The organism is Pseudomonas sp. GW531-T4, assembly GCF_017349615.1.
In the GTDB taxonomy this organism is placed as follows: Bacteria; Pseudomonadota; Gammaproteobacteria; order Pseudomonadales; family Pseudomonadaceae; genus Aquipseudomonas; species Aquipseudomonas chlororaphis_I.
In genome coordinates this window covers 18,025-36,877 of record NZ_JACMZT010000053.1, presented here as the reverse complement: position 1 = coordinate 36,877, position 18,853 = coordinate 18,025, and the positions used below count along the sequence as shown (strand labels likewise).

At 65.9% G+C, this 18,853-nt stretch carries 16 protein-coding genes and 1 pseudogene; 13 read left to right on the top strand and 4 right to left on the bottom strand.

Translation table 11 applies throughout. The features are described from left to right. From J4D28_RS27500 to J4D28_RS27475, 6 genes are all read left to right on the top strand, one after another. Positions 1 to 874, top strand: an 874-nt coding sequence (locus tag J4D28_RS27500; protein ID WP_207246495.1) for an alpha/beta hydrolase, incomplete at its 5' end; no start/stop codon positions are given. Between the two features lie 319 nt (positions 875 to 1,193). Then, positions 1,194 to 2,222, top strand: coding sequence for a LacI family DNA-binding transcriptional regulator (locus J4D28_RS27495; RefSeq protein ID WP_038583667.1), 1,029 nt, complete (start codon positions 1,194 to 1,196; stop codon positions 2,220 to 2,222). 270 nt (positions 2,223 to 2,492) lie between these two features. Beyond that, positions 2,493 to 3,275 (top strand): sugar phosphate isomerase/epimerase, encoded by a 783-nt coding sequence (locus tag J4D28_RS27490; protein WP_029526986.1) that lies wholly within the window; start codon positions 2,493 to 2,495, stop codon positions 3,273 to 3,275. Continuing rightward, complete coding sequence (locus tag J4D28_RS27485) at positions 3,268 to 4,212, top strand: sugar kinase (RefSeq protein ID WP_207246493.1); 945 nt, start codon at positions 3,268 to 3,270, stop codon at positions 4,210 to 4,212. Before J4D28_RS27490 ends, J4D28_RS27485 begins: the two co-directional genes overlap by 8 nt. 50 nt (positions 4,213 to 4,262) lie before the next feature. Next, positions 4,263 to 5,558, top strand: coding sequence for an MFS transporter (locus J4D28_RS27480; RefSeq protein ID WP_101282623.1), 1,296 nt, complete (start codon positions 4,263 to 4,265; stop codon positions 5,556 to 5,558). Positions 5,559 to 5,577: 19 nt separating this feature from the next. Then, entirely contained in the window at positions 5,578 to 6,570 is a 993-nt protein-coding gene (locus tag J4D28_RS27475; RefSeq protein ID WP_041983458.1) for a D-glycerate dehydrogenase, read from the top strand. 152 nt (positions 6,571 to 6,722) lie between these two features. Here J4D28_RS27475 and J4D28_RS27470 read toward each other — a convergent pair whose 3' ends face one another. From J4D28_RS27470 to J4D28_RS30785, 3 genes and pseudogenes are all read right to left on the bottom strand, one after another. After that, positions 6,723 to 7,919, bottom strand: a complete 1,197-nt coding sequence (locus J4D28_RS27470) for a pyridoxal phosphate-dependent aminotransferase (RefSeq protein WP_028682555.1) — start codon at positions 7,917 to 7,919, stop codon at positions 6,723 to 6,725. Between the two features lie 37 nt (positions 7,920 to 7,956). Beyond that, a complete protein-coding gene (locus J4D28_RS30790) occupies positions 7,957 to 8,820 on the bottom strand; it encodes a methyl-accepting chemotaxis protein (protein WP_371919074.1) in 864 nt (287 codons plus the stop codon). Next, positions 8,815 to 9,567: pseudogene (locus J4D28_RS30785) on the bottom strand (MCP four helix bundle domain-containing protein); the annotation flags it as partial. The pseudogene J4D28_RS30785 and the gene J4D28_RS30790, both read right to left, overlap by 6 nt. Positions 9,568 to 9,958: 391 nt before the next feature. On the opposite strand from J4D28_RS30785, the gene hpaB reads away from it, so the two are divergent. The 6 genes from hpaB to J4D28_RS27435 all read left to right on the top strand — a co-directional run bounded on the left by hpaB (position 9,959) and on the right by J4D28_RS27435 (position 16,939). Then, the gene (gene hpaB / locus J4D28_RS27460) at positions 9,959 to 11,521 is read left to right on the top strand and encodes a 4-hydroxyphenylacetate 3-monooxygenase, oxygenase component (protein WP_009049299.1); all 1,563 of its coding nucleotides are present in this window, start codon (positions 9,959 to 9,961) and stop codon (positions 11,519 to 11,521) included. A gap of 166 nt (positions 11,522 to 11,687) precedes the next feature. Next, positions 11,688 to 12,200 carry a 4-hydroxyphenylacetate 3-monooxygenase, reductase component gene (gene hpaC, locus J4D28_RS27455; RefSeq protein ID WP_009049300.1) on the top strand — a complete coding sequence of 171 codons (513 nt, stop codon included), beginning with the start codon at positions 11,688 to 11,690 and terminating at the stop codon, positions 12,198 to 12,200. A 291-nt stretch (positions 12,201 to 12,491) separates the two neighbouring features. Further along, complete coding sequence (locus J4D28_RS27450; protein WP_103331540.1) at positions 12,492 to 13,469, top strand: helix-turn-helix transcriptional regulator; 978 nt, start codon at positions 12,492 to 12,494, stop codon at positions 13,467 to 13,469. A 136-nt stretch (positions 13,470 to 13,605) separates the two neighbouring features. Next, entirely contained in the window at positions 13,606 to 14,481 is an 876-nt protein-coding gene (locus J4D28_RS27445) for a transporter (RefSeq protein ID WP_053269205.1), read from the top strand. A 39-nt stretch (positions 14,482 to 14,520) separates the two neighbouring features. Beyond that, entirely contained in the window at positions 14,521 to 15,681 is a 1,161-nt protein-coding gene (locus J4D28_RS27440; protein ID WP_028682553.1) for an MFS transporter, read from the top strand. A 139-nt stretch (positions 15,682 to 15,820) separates the two neighbouring features. After that, complete coding sequence (locus tag J4D28_RS27435; protein WP_103331541.1) at positions 15,821 to 16,939, top strand: class II histone deacetylase; 1,119 nt, start codon at positions 15,821 to 15,823, stop codon at positions 16,937 to 16,939. A gap of 113 nt (positions 16,940 to 17,052) precedes the next feature. On the opposite strand, the gene J4D28_RS27430 is transcribed toward J4D28_RS27435, so the two are convergent. After that, positions 17,053 to 18,015, bottom strand: a complete 963-nt coding sequence (locus J4D28_RS27430) for an AraC family transcriptional regulator (RefSeq protein WP_009049305.1) — start codon at positions 18,013 to 18,015, stop codon at positions 17,053 to 17,055. A 285-nt stretch (positions 18,016 to 18,300) separates the two neighbouring features. Here J4D28_RS27430 and J4D28_RS27425 point away from each other — a divergent pair, with 285 nt between their 5' ends. Beyond that, positions 18,301 to 18,834 (top strand): 2,4'-dihydroxyacetophenone dioxygenase family protein, encoded by a 534-nt coding sequence (locus J4D28_RS27425; RefSeq protein ID WP_009049306.1) that lies wholly within the window; start codon positions 18,301 to 18,303, stop codon positions 18,832 to 18,834. Positions 18,835 to 18,853: the final 19 nt, after the last annotated feature.

Sequence of the window (18,853 nt, the reverse complement as noted above, 5' to 3'; positions counted from 1 at the left end):
GAGTTTCACCAGCCCCGACAGCAGCTTCAAGGGCTGGCGCGACAGCTACAGCCGCATGTGCCAGGCGTTCACCCCGCCCCGCCCCGACAACCTGCGGATCAGCGAATTGCAATTGGCCGGGGTCCCGGCTCGCGCCTATTGCCCCACCAGCCCGACACCCGCGGATGGCTGGCCCTGCCTGCTGTACCTGCACGGGGGCGGCTGGGTGGTGGGCGACCTGGATTCCCACGATTTCATCACTGCCTACCTGGCGGCGCAGTTGCAGGTGCTGGTGATTGCCGTGGATTACCGCCTGGCGCCCGAGCATCCGTTTCCCGCCGCCTTCGACGATTGCCTGGCGGCCTGGCGCGCCTTGCAGGCCGGCGCCAGCCCCTTTGCCCTGGACGCCCGGCGACAGCTGGTGATCGGCGACAGCGCCGGCGGCAACCTCGCCGCGGCCCTGTGCCTGGCCCTGCGCGATGCCGGCGACCCCTTGCCCGCCGCCCAGGTGCTGCTGTACCCCGGCCTCGGTGGCGCCGCCGACCTGCCCTCGCGCAGCCAGTGCGCCGACGCGCCCCTGCTCGGCAGCAACGACCTGGACGCCTACCAGGCCCTGTATTTGCCCGGCCCGAGCCAGCGTTCGCCCTATGCCCGGCCCTTGCTGGCCACGGATTTCAGTGGCCTGCCCGCCGCCTTTATCGCCCTGGCGCAGTTCGACCCGCTGCGCGACGACGGCGCGCTGTATCACCAACGGTTGCTCGCCGTCGGCGGCCACAGCCAGCTGTACCCGGGCCTCGGCCTGGTGCATGGCTGCCTGCGGGCCCGGGGCCTGGCGCCGGAGGTGGATGCGCTGTATGGCGTCCTGCTCGACTACCTGCGGGGCTGCCTCGAATAACCTTTCTTCAGCGACACCGCGTAGTCCTTATCGCGGGCAAGTCGGATCGCCGCCCGCTCGCTCCTACAGACTTGTGAGTTCTCTGTAGGAGCGAGGCTTGCCCGCGATCACCTGCAACGCAGGTGCCAGACGCCTCCCTCTGCCAAAGAAGACCACCCGCGCTCGGCCGCATGACATTTTTTTCATCCCGCTGGCGCTGATCGCGCTTGACGGCGAAAGCGCTTTGCTGTTTCCTGAAACCGGTTTCAGAGATGCGGCAGAACGTCGCACCTGGAATGGATACGCCCATAACAAGAACGCCAAAGACAGGTCGCCGCCCGTGAACAGTTTTTCCGCCGCCCAGCGCAGCCGCGTCACCATGCTCGATGTCGCCGAACGCGCCGGGGTCTCCAAGGCCAGCGTGTCGCGCTTTATCGGCGAAGACCGCGCCCTGCTCTCCGATGCCATCGCCCTGCGCATCGAACAGGCGATAGCCGAACTGGGCTACCGCCCGAACCAGATGGCCCGCGGCCTGAAACGCGGGCGCACGCGCCTGATCGGCATGCTGGTGGCCGATATCCGCAACCCCTATTCGATTGCCGTGATGCATGGCGTGGAAACCGCCTGCCGCCAGCACGGCTACAGCCTGGTGGTGTGCAACACCGACCGCGACGACGAGCAGGAACGCCAGCACCTGGCCAACCTGCGCTCGTACAACATCGAAGGGCTGATCGTGAACACCCTCGGCCATCATCTGGACGAACTGCGCGAACTGCATCGGGAAATGCCCATGGTCCTGGTGGACCGCAAGGTGGAGCAGCTGCACAGCGACCTGGTCGGCCTGGACAACCCGCAAGCCGTGCGCAGCGCCATCGAACACCTGCAAGAGCGCGGCTACCGCGACCTGCTGCTGGTCAGCGAACCCCATGACGGCACCAGCTCGCGGATCGAGCGCAGCAACAGCTTCAAGGCGCAGATCGAGCAGCGCCCGGCCTTGCAAGGCGCGGCGGTGGAAACCGGTGCCGCGCTGAACCAGCAACTGCAAGCGTTCCTCGCCGCCCCCGGCCCCGGGCCGAAAGCCCTGTTCTGCGCCAACGGCGTCGCCGCCCTGGCCGCGACCCGGGCCTTGCGCGAGCTGGGCTGCGCGCTGTTCGACGAGATCGGCCTGATCGCCCTCGACGACCTCGACTGGTATCCGCTGGTGGGCACCGGCATCACCGCCCTCGCCCAGCCCACCGAACGCATCGGCGCCAGCGCCTTCGAGTGCCTGCTCAAGCGCTTGCGCGGCGATGTCGAGCCGCTGCGGGTGCTGGACTTCCCGGCCGAGCTGATCGTCCGCGGCTCCACCCGACAACGAGGGTCTCTGTAACCACGGATCGACTCGGGAATCGCGGTGCCGGTGTAGCCGCTGCCGAGCCTGCGAGGCTGCGATCGGCAACGCAGTTGCCGCAAAACCTGACACCTCGCAGGAACGGGGGAAACACGGTGCCTGCCTGGCGAGTCCTTCGGCCTCGATCGCAGCCTCGCTGCGCTCGGCAGCGGCTACAAGGGATCGCGCAGGCATGAAGATAGGGAAATGAGCTTCTTTTGTGGGGCTTTTTTTTGAGAACAAATGAAACCGGTTTCAGAGGTCATGACCATGAATAAATCGCCTGTCTCCATCAGCCTTTCCAGCTACGGCGCCGACCGCGTCCGTGAGCAGGGCCAGGGCAGTTTCATCGAGGTGCTGGCCGCCGCCGGCGCGTCGCGCATCGAATGGCGCGAAGAGCTGCTGACCGTCGAAGACCCGTCCCAACTGGCCCAGGCCACCCGCGAGCAGCAACTGGAAAGCGTGTTTTCTTCGCCGCTGGAACTCTGGGTGGCCGGGCGTTCCCGGGCCAACCCGCTGCTGGAACAGGCGCTGCAACGGGCCGAGGCCTTCGGCGCGAAAAGCCTCAAGGTATCCCTGGGGTATTTCACCGAGCACAACGACCTGCCCCAGCTGGCCCTGCTGCTGGCGCAGTCCCCGGTGCAGCTGCTGGTGGAAAACGACCAGACCCTGCACGGCGGGCGCATCGAACCCTTCCAGCGCTTCTTCGCCGAGGTCGAGCGCCACCGCCTGCCGGTGCAGATGACCTTCGACATCGGCAACTGGCAGTGGCAGGACCAGTCCGCCTCCGCCGCCGCGCGCCTGCTGGGCCGCTATGTCGGCTACGTGCACTGCAAGGCCGTGGCCCGGCGTGCCGACGGCAAGCTGGTGGCGATACCGCCGGGCATGGCCGACCTGCATCTGTGGGAACAATTGCTGCGGCACATGACTCAAGGGGTGACCCGGGCCGTGGAATACCCGCTGCAAGGCGAAGACCTGGTGCAGCTGACCCGCGAACACGTCGCCACCCTCGCCCGCCTTGGCCAGTCCCGCCTGGAGCACGCCCATGTCTGAGCTCGATATCCTGTCGTTCGGTGAAACCATGGCGATGTTCGTCGCCGAACAGAGCGGCGACCTGGCCCGGGTCGGCCACTTCCACAAACGCATCGCCGGCGCCGACAGCAACGTCGCCATCGGCCTGTCGCGCCTGGGTTTCAAGGTCGGCTGGCTGAGCCGGGTCGGCGCCGACTCCCTGGGGCGTTTCGTCATCGACAGCCTGCAGGCCGAAGGCGTGGACTGCCGCTTCGTCGCCACCGACCGGCAACACCCCACCGGTTTCCAGCTCAAGTCCCTGGAAGAGCACGGCGACGATCCGCGGGTGGAATACTTCCGCCGTGGTTCGGCGGCCAGCCACCTGAGCGTCGCCGACATCGCCCCCGAACTGCTGCGCGCCCGTCACCTGCACGCCACCGGCATCCCCCCGGCGCTCTCGGCCTCGGCCCGCGACCTGTCCCACAGCCTGATGAGCAGAATGCGCGCGGCCGGCCGCAGCGTGTCCTTCGACCCGAACCTGCGGCCCAGCCTGTGGGGCAGCGAAAAACTGATGATCCACGAAATCAACCGCCTGGCCGTGCTCGCCCATTGGGTGCTGCCGGGCCTGAGCGAAGGCCGCCTGCTGACCGGCTATGAAGACCCGGCCGACATCGCCGCGTTTTACCTGGACCAGGGCGTCGAGGCCGTGGCGATCAAGCTCGGTGCCCATGGCGCCTATTACCGCACCCCGTTGCACGAAGGTTTCGTCGAGGCCGTGCCGGTGACCCAGGTGGTCGACACCGTGGGCGCCGGCGACGGTTTCGCCGTCGGCCTGATCAGCGCCCTGCTGGAGAACCACAGCGTCGCCGAAGCGGTGCAGCGCGCCAACTGGATCGGCAGCCGCGCGGTGCAGAGCCGGGGCGACATGGAAGGCCTGCCGACTCGCGATCGGCCCTTGAACACCCCATACAACCACTGAACCAACGCGTTACCTGTTGCGACAAAAACAACAAGCTCAGGAGCACCCTTATGCAAACGCTGAAACTCGCCACCCGCCGCTGGTGGTACATCATGCCCATCGTGTTCATCACCTACAGCCTGGCGTACCTGGACCGCGCCAACTACGGGTTCGCCGCCGCCTCCGGGATGGCCGCCGACCTGATGATCACCCCGGGGCTGTCGTCCCTGCTGGGCGCCTTGTTCTTCCTCGGTTACTTTTTCTTCCAGGTACCGGGGGCGATCTACGCGCAAAAACACAGCGTGAAGAAGCTGATCTTCGTCAGCCTGATCCTCTGGGGCGGCCTGGCCACCCTCACTGGCGTGGTGTCCAACGCCTACATGCTGATCGCCATCCGCTTCATGCTCGGGGTGGTCGAGGCCGCGGTGATGCCGGCGATGCTGGTCTACCTGTGCCACTGGTTCACCCGGGCCGAACGCTCGCGTGCCAACACCTTCCTGATCCTCGGCAACCCGGTGACCATGCTCTGGATGTCGGTGGTCTCGGGTTACCTGGTGGAGCATTTCAGCTGGCGCTGGATGTTCATCATCGAAGGCCTGCCGGCGGTGCTCTGGGCCTTTATCTGGTGGCGCCTGGCCGATGACCGCCCGAGCGCGGCGAAATGGCTCAGCGACCAGGAAAAACACGACCTGGAAAGCGCCCTGGCCGCCGAACAGGTGGGCATCAAGGCGGTGAAGAACTACGCCGAGGCCTTCCGCTCGCCCAAGGTGATCATCCTCGCCCTGCAGTTCTTCTGCTGGAGCATCGGCGTCTACGGCTTCGTGCTGTGGCTGCCGTCGATCCTCAAGCACGGCGCGCAGATGGACATGGTCGAGGCCGGCTGGCTGTCGGCGCTGCCTTACCTGGCCGCGGTGATCGCCATGCTCGGGGTGTCCTGGGGCTCGGACCGGATCCAGAAGCGCAAGCGTTTCGTCTGGCCGCCGCTGCTGATCGCCTCCTTCGCCTTCTACGGCTCCTACCTGCTGGGCGCCGAGCACTTCTGGTGGTCCTACAGCCTGCTGGTGATCGCCGGTGCCTGCATGTACGCGCCTTACGGGCCGTTCTTCGCCATCGTCCCGGAGATCCTCCCGGCCAATGTCGCCGGCGGCGCCATGGCGCTGATCAACAGCATGGGCGCCCTGGGCTCGTTCGGCGGCTCCTACCTGGTGGGTTACCTGAACAGCGCCACGGGCTCGCCGGGCGCCTCCTACCTGCTGATGAGCGGCGCGCTGCTGCTGTCGGTGCTGCTGACCATCTTCCTCAACCCGGGCGCCAGCGACCGTAAACGCACCGCGCTGCCGGTACGTCGCCGCCTGGCGCATTCCTGAATCGAACAAGGTGAACCCCATGAAAAAACAGGTCGTGCTGTACAAGAAACTCTCGCCGCCGCTGATGGCCCGCCTGCATGAGCAGGCCCAGGTGACCCTGATCGAAGACCTCGGCGCCCAGGGCCTGGCCAAGCTGCGCAGCGCCCTGCCCTCGGCCCAGGGCCTGCTCGGCGCCAGCCTGCGCCTGGATGCCGAACTGCTGGACCTGGCGCCGTACCTGGAAGCCGTGGCCAGCGTGTCGGTGGGTGTCGACAACTACGACATCGACTACCTGACCCAACGCCACATCCTGCTCAGCAACACCCCGGACGTGCTCACCGAAACCACCGCCGACACCGGTTTCGCCCTGATCCTGGCCAGCGCCCGGCGCGTGGTGGAGCTGGCCAACCTGGTGCGCGCCGGCCAGTGGAACCGCAATATCGGCCCGCTGCATTTCGGCAGCGACGTGCACGGCAAGACCCTGGGCATCATCGGCATGGGGCGGATCGGCGAAGCCCTGGCCCAGCGCGGCCATTTCGGCTTCGGCATGCCGGTGATCTACCACAGCAACAGCCCGAAGCCGGCGGTGGAGCAGCGTTTCGGCGCCCGCTACTGCAGCCTGCCGGAGCTGCTGCAACAGGCCGACTTCATCTGCCTGACCCTGCCGCTGACGGACCAGACCCAGGGCCTGATCGGCCGCGAAGAGTTCGCCCTGATGCGCCCGGAAAGCATCTTCATCAATATTTCCCGCGGCAAGGTGGTGGACGAACAGGCGCTGATCGAGGCCTTGCAACAACGGCGGATTCGCGCGGCCGGGCTGGATGTGTTCGAGCGTGAGCCCCTGGGCCACGACTCGCCGCTGTTGCAGCTGAACAATGTGGTGGCCACCCCGCATATCGGCTCGGCGACCTTCGAGACCCGCGAGGCCATGGCCCGCTGCGCCGTCGACAACCTGCTGGCGGCCCTGGCCGGCCAGCGCCCGGCCAACCTGGTAAACCCCCAGGCCTGGGAACGGCGCAAGGCTGCGGTCTGAGCCCTGCATTCGCCGGGCCTGCCCCCCCTGTAGGAGCGAGGCTTGCCCGCGATGGACGTGAGAGCGCCGCGTTTATCCAGTGAGTCCGCGTAATCGTTAACGACCATCGCGGGCAAGCCTCGCTCCTACAGGTTTCCTTGGCGGCCACACCGTCAGCGGCGTTTTGAGGATCGGCCTTCGAGCAGATCCTGGGTACAACGCACAATCCGCTGGCAGGCGTCGGCCAGGCGCTGTTGATCCACCACCAGGCCGATACGGATATGCCCCGCCGCGCTGGGGCCGAAGGCCTCGCCGGCGAGCACCGAGACGCCGTGCCCTTCCAGCAGCAGCTCGGCGAACTGCTGGGCGCCCAGGCCGGTTTCCCGCACATCGACCATGACGAACATGCCGCCATCGGGCTTGACCGGTTTCAGCCCCGGGCATTGGCTCAGCTGCGCGCACACCAGGTCGCGACGCTGGCGATATTCCTCGCGCATCTGCTCCAGCTCCGGCAAGTCGGCATCCAGCGCCACCACCGCGGCGTTCTGCACGAAATCCGGCAGCCCGTACAGCATGCACAGCGCCAGATGGCTCAAATGCCCGGCCAGGGCCTGGGGCGCCACCACCCAGCCGACCCGCCAGCCGGTCATGGCATGGGACTTGGACAGGCTGTTGATGGTCGCCGTGCGTTCGGCCATGCCCGGCAGGCTGCCGGGGCTGATGTGTTCGCCGTCGAACAACAGGTCGCTGTAGACCTCGTCGGAGATCAGCCACAGGTCGTGCTCGATGCACAGGCGCGCCAGGGCCTGCCAGGTTTCCCGGGACAGGCTGGCGCCGGAGGGGTTGTTCGGGCTGTTGAGCATCAGCGCGCGGGTCTTGGGCGTGATGCGCGCGGCGACCGCCGCCGGCTCGACGCGAAAGCCGTTCTCCGGGCGCACCGGAATCGGCAGCACCTTGGCCCCGCAGGCACCGAACACCCCTTCGTAGGTGACGTACATGGGTTCGGCGACCAGCACCTCGTCGCCGGGGTCGAGCAGGCACTGGGCCACGGAAAACACCGCGCATTGCGCCCCCGGCAGCACCACCACGTGCTCGGCGTCCACCGCCTGGCCGCTACGGGTGGCATGCCGGTGGGCGATGCGGGTGCGCAGCGAACGGTTGCCGCGCACCTCCGAATAGTGGGTGTCGCCCGCCAGCAGGCTATCGATGGCGGCCTGGACGATCGGCCGCGGGGTGTCGAAATCCGGGTCGCCGATGGTCAGCAGCAGCACATCGACGCCCTCCTCGCGCAGCTCCAGGGCGCGGTAGTGAATCTGCCAGGCCGCGGCACCTTCGCCGGCGATCCGTTGGGTCAGGGCTGAATAGCGCATCTCGCTCTCCTTGGGCACGCATTCCAACAACCCTAACTCAAATCACAAAGCGCGCCACCATCGCATTCAAATCCACCGCCAGGCGCGACAGCTCGTGGCTGGCGGCGCTGGTCTGGTTGGCCCCGGCGGCCGACTGGGTGGCCAGGTCGCGGATATTCACCAGGTTGCGATCGACCTCGCGGGACACCTGCGCCTGCTCTTCCGAAGCACTGGCGATCACCAGGTTGCGCTCGTTGATCAGGTTGATCGATTCGGCGATCTGCTCCAGGGCCACACCGGCGGCGCGGGCCATTTCCAGGGTGTTCTGGGTGCGCTGGTTGCTCTGCTGCATCGACTGCACCGCCTCGCCGGTGCCGTTCTGGATGCCGGCGACCATCTTTTCGATTTCCTGGGTCGATTGCGCGGTGCGATGGGCCAGGGCCCGCACTTCGTCGGCCACTACCGCGAAACCACGCCCGGCCTCACCGGCGCGGGCCGCCTCGATCGCTGCGTTGAGGGCCAGCAGGTTGGTCTGCTCGGCAATGGCGCGGATCACGTCCAGCACCTTGCCGATGTCGCGGCCCTGGGTGGCCAGGCCCTCGATCATCACCGAAGTGCTTTGCACGTCGTGGGTCATGGTCTGGATCGCGTCGACGGTTTCCACCACCCGGTCGCGGCCTTCGCGGGCGGCCTGGGTCGACTGGTGCGAGGCTTCGGAGGTCGACACGGCGTTGCGCGCCACCTCTTCCACGGCAGCGGTCATCTCGTTGACGGCGGTGGCCGCCTGTTCGATTTCGTTGTTCTGCTGTTGCAAGCCACGGGAGGCTTCCTCGGTGACCGCGCTGAGTTCTTCCGAGGCCGAGGCCAGCTGGGTGGCCGAACCGGAGATCTGCTCGATGGTCTTGCGCAGGTTGCCCTGCATGTCGCTCAGCGCCGCGAGCAGGCGGGCCGGCTCGTCCTTGCCGTCGACCTCGATGGCCTGGGTCAGATTGCCCGCGGCGATGGTCTGCGCGGCCAGCACCGCGCGGTTCAACGGCGTGACGATGCTGCGGGTCAGCAGCCAGGCCAGTACCACTGTGAGCAGGGCCGCGATCACCGCCACGGCGATGATGCCGGTGATGGCGCTGCGGTAATGCTCACCGGCCATATCCGAGGCATGGGTGGCCCCGGCCTTGTTGATCGCTACCAGTTTGTTCAGCTGTTCGCCCATCTGGTCGGTGCCGTCCTTGATCCGCGTATTGATCAGGCTGCGCAGCTCCTCGAGCTTGTTCTGTCGCGACAGCTCCAGCATGTCGTTCTGCGCCTGCAGGTACTTGTCCAGGGTGGCGGCGAAGGTCTTGTACAGGGCCACTTCCTCGTCCCCCGCCGGCAAGGCGGCGTAGCTGGCCTGGGCCTGCTTGAGCTTGTCCACCAGCACGCCGATGCGCGTCTGCGCTTCCTGCAGGCCGGCCGGCTCGCGGTTGACCAGTACCCGGAACGAGAGAATCCGCAGGCGCAGGACGTTTTCGGTGACGTTGCCGAGGAACCCTACGCTGGGCAGTTGGTTGCTTTCCATTTCCAGGGAAGCCTGTCGGATGATCGACATGCGGTTGACGGCGAACACACCCAGCGCGATGACCAGCAACGCGATGAACGCAAAACCGAGGAAAGCTCGAGGCGCGATATTCATATTACGTAGGGACATAGGATGACTCTCGGGAATTGAGGACTGCGAGCATCCATGCACTGAACCCCGTCACCAGCGGCGGCTGGCGGCCTGACAGGTGGGCGCCACTGTTGTAATTGGTCTGTGGGCCTAATAGCGATATCGGCAGCGCTTTAGGTTTTTTGCAGGCCCCGGTGAAAATATTTTTCGTCGCCCGGGAGTGTTTCACCGCTGAGACAGATCGCCTGGCAAGCTCGCTGCCAGCCTCCATGACCGGCCTCCATGCCCCCCATGACCACCCCCCATGAAAAGTGCAATTCATTCGCCGGAAAAGCCATTCAGTCGCCGCCCCGTCCTGCCCATCATGGGCCCAGCTCGTAAAGACAACGCATAACAACAAAGACTGGAGTGGATGATGAAACCCGAAGACTTCCGTGCCGAGACCAACCGCCCGCTGACCGGCGCCGAATACCTGGCCAGCCTGCGCGATGATCGCGAAATCTACATTTATGGCGACCGGGTCAAGGATGTGACCAGCCACCCGGCGTTCCGCAACTCCGCCGCCTCCATGGCGCGCCTCTATGACGCCCTGCACGACCCCGAAACCAAGGACAAGCTGTGCTGGGACACCGACACCGGCAACGGCGGCTACACCCACAAGTTCTTCCGTTCGGCGAAAAGCGCCGACGACCTGCGCCAGCAGCGCGATGCCATCGCCGAGTGGTCGCGCCTGACCTACGGCTGGATGGGTCGCAGCCCGGACTACAAGGCCGCTTTCGGCAGCGCCCTGGGCGCCAACCCGGAGTTCTATGGCCAGTTCGAAGGCAACGCCCGCACCTGGTACAAGCGCATCCAGGAAGCCTGCCTGTACCTCAACCACGCCATCGTCAACCCGCCGATCGACCGCGACAAACCGGTGGACCAGGTCAAGGACGTGTTCATCTCGGTGGACGAGGAAGTCGAGGGCGGGATCATCGTCAGCGGCGCTAAGGTGGTGGCCACCAACTCGGCCCTGACCCACTACAACTTCGTCGGCCAGGGCTCGGCGCAGCTTTTGGGCGACAACACCGACTTCGCCCTGATGTTCATCGCGCCGATGAACACCCGCGGCATGAAGCTGATCTGTCGCCCGTCCTATGAACTGCAGGCGGGCATGACCGGTTCGCCGTTCGACTACCCGCTGTCCAGCCGCTTCGACGAGAACGACGCGATCCTGATCATGGACAAGGTGTTCATCCCCTGGGAAAACGTGCTGATCTACCGCGACTTCGAGCGCTGCCGGCAGTGGTTCCCGCAAGGCGGTTTCGGCCGGTTGTTCCCGATGCAGGGCTGTACACGGCTGGCGGTCAAGCTCGACTTCATCACCGGGCTGCTGGTCAAGGCCTTGCAGTGCACCGGCTCGCTGGAGTTTCGCGGGGTGCAGGCGCAGGTCGGCGAAGTGGTGGCCTGGCGCAACCTGTTCTGGTCGCTGACCGACGCCATGCACGGCAACGCCAGCGAATGGCTCAATGGCGCCTTCCTGCCCAGCGCCCAGGCCTTGCAGGCCTACCGGGTACTGGCGCCCCAGGCCTACACCGATATCAAGAAGATCATCGAGCAGGTGGTGGCCAGCGGCCTGATCTACCTGCCGTCCGGCTCCCGCGACCTCAAGGACCCGATGCTCAACCAGTACCTGAGCACCTATTGCCGGGGCTCGGCGGGCATGGGCCACGAGGAGCGGATCAAGATCCTCAAGCTGCTGTGGGATGCGATCGGCACCGAGTTCGGCGGCCGCCACGAGCTGTACGAAATCAACTACGCCGGCAGCCAGGACGAAATCCGCATGCAGTGCCTGCGCCATGCCCAGGCCAGCGGCTCGATGAAAACCATGACCGAATTGGTGGACAAATGCCTGGGCGACTACAATCTCGACGGCTGGACGGTGCCACACCTGACCAATCCGGACGACATCAACATGCTCGACCGCATCCGCCAGTAACCACTGCCTCGCTTCTGTAGGAGCGAAGCTTGCTCGCGATAAGACGTGAACGATGACGCGCGGCATCTGCGACTCCACGTTGGCTTGAGGTTTTTCGCGAGCAACCGAGCGTCGAGCGACGGCTCCTGCAAATACCGTGGTTCAATCCCGAGGAAAGGAATCTCTCATGACTCAACTTGATCCCAAGCAACAAGCCTTTCGCAACGCCATGGCGCACATGACCGCGGCGGTCAACGTCATCACCAGCAACGGCCCGGCCGGACGCTGCGGCATCACCGCCACCGCGGTCTGCTCGGTCACCGACAGCCCGCCCAGCCTGATGGTCTGCGTCAACCGCAACAGCGCCCTGAACCCGGTGTTCAAGCGCAACGGCCAGCTCTGCATCAACGTGCTCTGCGGCGAACACGAAGAAGTCGCCCGGCACTTCGCCGGCATGACCGGAGTGGAGATGGAACAGCGCTTCAGCCTGCACCCCTGGCGCGACGGCCAGGACGCCCTGCCGGTGCTCGACGGTGCCCTGGCCAGCCTGCAGGGACGGATCACCGAGGTGCAGGAAATCGGCACCCACTCGGTGATGCTGGTGCAACTGGATGAGATCTGCGTAGGCGAACACGGCGACTCGCTGGTGTATTTCAGCCGTGGTTTCCACCGTTTGCAGCGGGCCGTCCAGGCGGCCTGACCTGTTGATCAGCTGCTTTTCTGTAGGAGCGAGGCTTGCCCGCGATAGCCGCGCAGCGGCGATACACCCGCCAACGCGCGTTATCGTTGCAGATTTATCGCGAGCAAGCTTCGCTCCTACAGAAGCCAATTTCCCCCGCCAACGCCCCCCTTCATCCTGCATCTGTAGGATAGCGATCCCCCACCAACCCGACGATACTCGTGCCCAGGCCCTGCCCACGTCCCTGGACGTTCCGGTCCTTACTGACTCCGTGACGAAAACAATAAGAACGTCGCACAGAGGAACACCCCCATGAGCCGTCATGAACATGGTCACGCCAACCTGCTGCAAGCCTTCAGCTCGCTGACCCTGGAGTTGCAGCGCCTGGCGCAGCACAAGGACATCGAACATTTCCATGGCCATGCGCTGAACCGCATCGGCCAGTTGCTGCCCTTCGACAGCGCCTGGTGGGGCCGCGCCGCGTTGATCGACGGCCTGCCGGAAGAACACAGCTCCTACCTCCACCGCCTGCCCCCGAGCTACCTGCCGGACTGGCAGTCGATCAAGCACGTCGACGTCACCGTCGGCCGGGTCCATGCCCACCCTGGCCAGGCGGTGATCGTCGACATGGGCGACCCGGCCAACGGTCCCGGCCTGAACTGGCTGGGCAAAACCTACGGCATCGGCGAGCTGCTGTGCGTGGTGTACATCGATCCGCAGACTCACCTCAGCGACCACCTGGCGCTGTACCGCGCCCCCGGCGCCAAGCGCTTCGACGCCGACGACTGCCTGCTGCTGAACAACCTGATGCTGCACCTGGTGGCGGCGGTGTCGGCCAACCAGATCCGCACCCTGGTGGCCATGCGCGAAACCCTCACCAGCCCGCGCAACCTGGCGCTGGCAGTGTGCGACCAGCGCGGCACCCTGCACTGCGCCGAACGTGGCTTCATCGACCTGCTGCTCGGCGAATGGCCGGACTGGAGCGGCCCCTGCCTGCCCGGGCCCGTGGTCGACGGCGGATATGAAGGCCGCCACCTGCAAGTCGAGGCCTCGCCGGTGGGCGACCTGTTCCTGCTCGCCGCCCGCGGCCGCACGCTGCTGACCCAACTGAGCCCACGGGAAAACGACGTGGCCCTGGGCTTCGGCGAAGGCAAGACCTACAAGGAAATCGCCCGCGAGCTGGGCCTGTCGCCGAACACCGTGCGCCATCACATCCGCGCCATCTACAACAAGCTCGGGGTCAAGGACAAGACCCGCATCGCCCATCTGCTGCACGCCCCACCCGACTGACGCTTAACCCCTTTCCTGACTGACTTTCGCGCTGTCGTTTTGACGGCCACGGGACGCTTTTGCCCTTTTTTCAGCCACTGCCGCGTACCGGCGAGCGCTTCGCCGCACAACAACTCAAAAAAGAGAGGTTACGCCCATGACCACAACGCTTGCGCGCCGCACCGCCCTGGCCTTCACCGGCGCCCTGCTGAGCCTGAACGCCAGCGCCGCCGACCTCAACGCCCGCGACTTCTTCGGCGCGCCCCCGGGCACCAGCCTCGGCGTGCTGTACCTGCCGGCGACTCGCGCCGACGATTTCCACGGCCCCGCCGACAGCACCGGCAAGGCCGAGCTGAAGGTCAACGCCCTGGCCTATCGCCAGGTATTTTTCAGCGATATCTGCGGCACCCTGTGCACCCCGCAATTCATCGTGCCCTTCGCCGATATCGACGCGCGCCTGCCCGGCGGCGCCCGCCACACCGGGGAAAGCGGCTTCGGCGACCCGCAGGTCGGCGGCACCCTGTTCTTCATCAACGACCCGGCTTCGCGCACCTACAGCGGCCTGCTGACCCTGATCACCCTGCCGGTGGGCGAATACCACAGCGACAATCCGGATGTCTCGCCGGGCGCCAACCGCTGGGGCGCGACCTTCGTTTACAACTACACCCAGGGCGTCGGCGAGAAGTGGGTGCTGGAAGCCAACCTCGAAGCCCAGCTCTACGCCAAGAACGACGACTATTTCGGCAGCGACCTGAAGCAGGACCCGCTGTACCGCCTGCAAGCCTTCGCCTCCTACGACTTCACCACCAGCACCTACGGCGCCCTGCGGCTGATCCATGCCGACGGCGGCGAGCTGCGGATCAACGACCAGCGCATCGACGACACCCACAAGCGCTACACCCAGGTCGGCTTCGAGGTCGGTCATTGGCTGGATAAGCAGAACCAGCTGATGTTCGGCCTCTCGCAAAACGTCGCCACCCGCAATGGCTACCACGGGACCGACGCCTTGTTGCGTCTGGTCCATGTGTTCTGAAGCGCTTTTTCCCGGAGCTATCCCACCATGACCACCCCCATGATCGACAAGAGCCAGGCGCTCACCGGCGACCAGCCGAACACCGCGTCCCCCCTGGCCTTGCTGGCGGCCATCGTGCTGTTCGCCGCCATCACCCCGACCATCCTCATGACCGCCCCGGCGGTGGCCGCGCAACTGGCCAGCCAATGGCAACTGAGCCCGTCGCAGATCGGCGACCTGTTCTCCACCGAGCTGGGGGCCATGAGCCTGGCCACCCTGCCCGCCTTCTGGTGGCTCAAGCGCGTCGACTGGCGCCGCGCGGCGCTGCTGGCCGGGGCGTTGTTCATCGTCGCCAACCTGCTGTCGATCTGGGCCCAGGGTTATGCCGCGCTGCTGGCCCTGCGTTTCTGCAGTGCTCTGGCCGGCGGTTCGCTGATGATCATCTGCCTGTCCTGCGCCGCTTCCACCGCCAACCCCAGCCGGGCCTATGGCCTGTGGGTCATGGGGCAACTGGTGGTCGGGGCAATTGGCCTGGGCATTCTGCCGCGGTTGTTCGAGCACTACGGCCTGGCAGCCTGCTACCTGCTGCTGGCGCTGCTGATGAGCCTGTGCCTGCCCTTGGCGCGCTACTTTCCCCAGGGTGCGCCGGTCAAAAAAACCGCACAGCAGGCCGCCGCCGTGCCGCAGTGGAAGGGGCTGTGCGGCATTCTCGGCATCCTCGGTTTCTATATCAGCCTCAGCGGGGTCTGGACCTTTATCGGTTCGATCAGCGCCAAGGCCGGCATCTCCGCGCAAGCCAGCGGCGAGCTGCTGGCCGTCGCCACGGTCATGGGCATCGTCGGCGCCGGCTGCGCCTCGCTGATCGGTAATCGCCTGCCGCGCCTGCCGTTGCTGCTGCTCGGCTACGGCCTGATGGCCGGCTCGGTGCTGTTGCTGCTGGGGGCGCCGACCCTGGCGCGCTTCGCCCTCGCCGCCCTGGTCTTCAAGTTCACCTGGACCTTCATCCTGCCGCTGATCCTCGCCTGCCTGGCCGACCTCGACCGGTCCGGCAAGCTGATGAACGCCTCCAACCTGGTAATCGGCGGCGGCCTGGCCATCGGCCCCGCGCTGGCCGGCCGGCTGATCGAAGGCAGCGGCGGCTTCCAGCCCCTGCTGATCGGCGGCGCCTGCCTGACCCTGCTGTCGCTGGCGCTGATCCTCGGCTGCCGGCGCAATCCCTGAACCCCTGAACCCCTGTAGCCGCTGCCGAAGGCTGCGATAGGTCCGAAGGACCTCTGGCGCCCGGGAGATCGCAGCGACCGTTCCGGTCGATCGCAGCCTTCGGCAGCGGCTACAGATTCCCCCATAGATGGAGATGCCCATGACCCGTAAAACCGCGTTTTTCTTCGATGAACTCAGCCTCTGGCACAGCGCCGGGCCACATGCGCTGACGCTGCCGGTCGGCGGCTGGGTGCAACCGCCCGCCGCGGCCGGGCACGCCGAATCGCCGGAAACCAAGCGCCGCCTGAAAAGCCTGCTGGACGTCTCCGGCCTGACCCGCCAGTTGCAGGTGCGCAGCGCCATGCCCGCCAGCGAAGAGGACCTGCTGCGGGTGCACAGCACCGAGTACCTGCAACGCTTCAAGGCCCTGAGCGAGGCCGGTGGCGGCGAACTCGGCCCGCAAGCGCCGATCGGCCCGGGCAGCTACGAGATCGCCCGACTCTCCGCCGGCCTGGCCATGGCCGCGGTGGATGCGGTGCTCGGCGGCGAAGCCGACAACGCCTATTCCCTGTCCCGCCCGCCGGGACACCATTGCCTGGCCGACGGCGCCATGGGCTTCTGCTTCCTGGCCAATATCGCCATCGCCATCGAGGCGGCCAAGGCCCGGCGCGGCCTGGGCAAGGTCGCGGTGATCGACTGGGACGTGCACCACGGCAACGGCACCCAGTCGATCTTCGAGGAGCGCGGCGACGTGCTGACCGTTTCCCTGCACCAGGACGGCTGCTTCCCGCCCGGCTACAGCGGCGAGCAGGACCGCGGCCGCGGCGCCGGGCTGGGGACCAATCTCAATATCCCGCTGCTGCCCGGCAGCGGCCACGATGCCTACCTGCATGCCCTGCAACGCATCGTGATTCCGGCCCTGGAGCACTTCGAGCCGGAGCTGATCATCGTTGCCTGCGGCTACGACGCCAACGCGGTCGACCCGCTGGCGCGGATGCTGCTGCACAGCGACTCGTTCCGCGCCATGACCCGCCAGGTGCGCGAAGCCGCCGAGCGTCTGTGCCAGGGGCGCCTGGTGCTGGTGCATGAAGGTGGTTATTCCGAGGCCTATGTGCCCTTCTGCGGGCTGGCGACGGTCGAGGAACTGGCCGGCGTCAGGACCGCGGTGACCGATCCGATGCTGGAATTCGTGCAGATGCAGCAGCCCAATCCTGGGTTCCAGGCCTTTCAGCGCCAACTGATCGACGATCTGGCGCAAACCTTCCTCAACGACCACTGACCCTGTAGCCGCTGCCGCAGGCTGCGATAAGGCCGAAGGCCTTCAGCGATCTTGAGACCATGCGCCCGCTTCGTCGGTGTGCCGCCCAGGCCGATCGCAGCCTGCGGCAGCGGCTACAGGGAGGCGCGCACTTCGCTTGGGGTCTGGCCGTAATGGGCCTTGAACGCCCGGGCGAAGTGGGCCTGGCTGGTGAAGCCGTGGCGGTAGGCAATCTCGCCGATATCCAGGCCCGTTCCCCGTGGGCTGCCCAGCAGGTCATGGGCCTGCTGCAGGCGTTTTTCCAGGATAAAGCGGCTGGGCTGGGTGCCTTCCAGGGCGAACAGCCGGCTCAGGTGCCGCGGTGAAATGCCGGTTTGCGCGGCGACTCGCTCGCAGCTCAGCTCCGGGTCGGCCAACTGTTCGTTGATGCACTGCTTGGCCGCCAGCAGGTAGGAGGCGCTCAGCGCATTGATCCGCCGCTCGCCCACCTGCCCGGCGATCAGGCTGCCCAGCAGCTCCAGCGCCTGGTCCTGATAACCGCCGGCGTCCTGGCTCAGGGGCTGCTGGAAAAAGCCGCGGGTGCGTTCGCCCAGGGTGCGCAGCAACAGGCGCTGCACGCCGCTTTGCCCGCCAATCTTCAGCGGACGGTCGAAACGCTTCAGGCAGCGTTCGGCGAACAGTTCCTGGGGAATGTCGAAAATGAACTGGCGCATCGGCCCGGAGAACCCGAACAGGTAGGGTTTGTCGGTGCGATAGACGATCAGCTCGCCCGGTTCGAGCAACTGGCAGGCGCCGTCCTGGTAGAAAAACGAACCGCTGCCGGTGACGAAGGACACGAACACCGACTCCTTGGGCACGCTGCGGATCATCGAGTTGTCACGCTCGACCACGTGCTCGTTGCCCTCGATCTGCGCCAGGCGCATGCCCTCCAGTTGCAGGTTGTCCTGGCTGGCGGCAAAACCGCTTTCACAAAAGGAGCTGCATTTGAGGCCGACCAGGGTGGAGGCGTTGTAGTCCTCCCAGAAGGCCAGCCGCTGATCCAGGGCGATGTCCTGGGTGCAGGCATGCCGGGTTTCGAGCAAGGCGCATGGAGACATTTTTATTCTTCTCATGGGCAGAAAATTCGCCGGTCGGCAAGGCAGTGACCGGATCCCGAGGCCGTGGAACACATCGGTCGCGGCCGTTCATTAATATATGAAGCTTATGCCCTGTCAACGTGAAACGCAGTGGGCACAAGTCGATTGCCAGGGTAAACGGCGTCCCTGAAACCTGTAGGAAAACGCTCGTCCGATCCAGTCAACAATCCTGTCCGATTCGATAAAACCCCGCCTGCGCGCCGCGCCTAAAGTCGCCTCGACTCCCACAACGAATAGAGGCCGACCATGCCCGAAGCCGCCAGCCGTGAATTCTGGAAAGACCTGCAACCGATCGCCAATTGCTTCAAGCCGGACGCCAAGCCCGAGGTCTACCTGGCCAATGCCGCCAGCGACGACCTGAAACTTTATGTGCCCTTCACCGAAACCGTGTCCTCGCGGCCGCTGTGGATCTCGCCGAGCGAGAACCGCTGGTGCGACATCCTCATGGCCAGCAGCGCCGGGCTGGTGAACCGGCATTACCACCCCCACGAAGTGTTCGCCTACACCCTGTCCGGCAAGTGGGGCTACCTGGAGCACGACTGGACCGCCACCGCCGGCGACTTCGTCTACGAGACCCCGGGCGAAGGCCACACCCTGGTGGCCTACGAGCACGAACAGCCGATGCGCGCGTTTTTCATCGTCAAGGGCCCGCTGATCTGGCTCGACGAACAGGGCGAGCCGGAGGGTTATTTCGACGTGCACTCCTATATCGCCATGTGCCGCGCGCACTACGAAAAGATCGGCCTCGGCGCGGCCTATATCGACACGCTGTTTCGCTGAGCTCGCGACTTTCACCTGT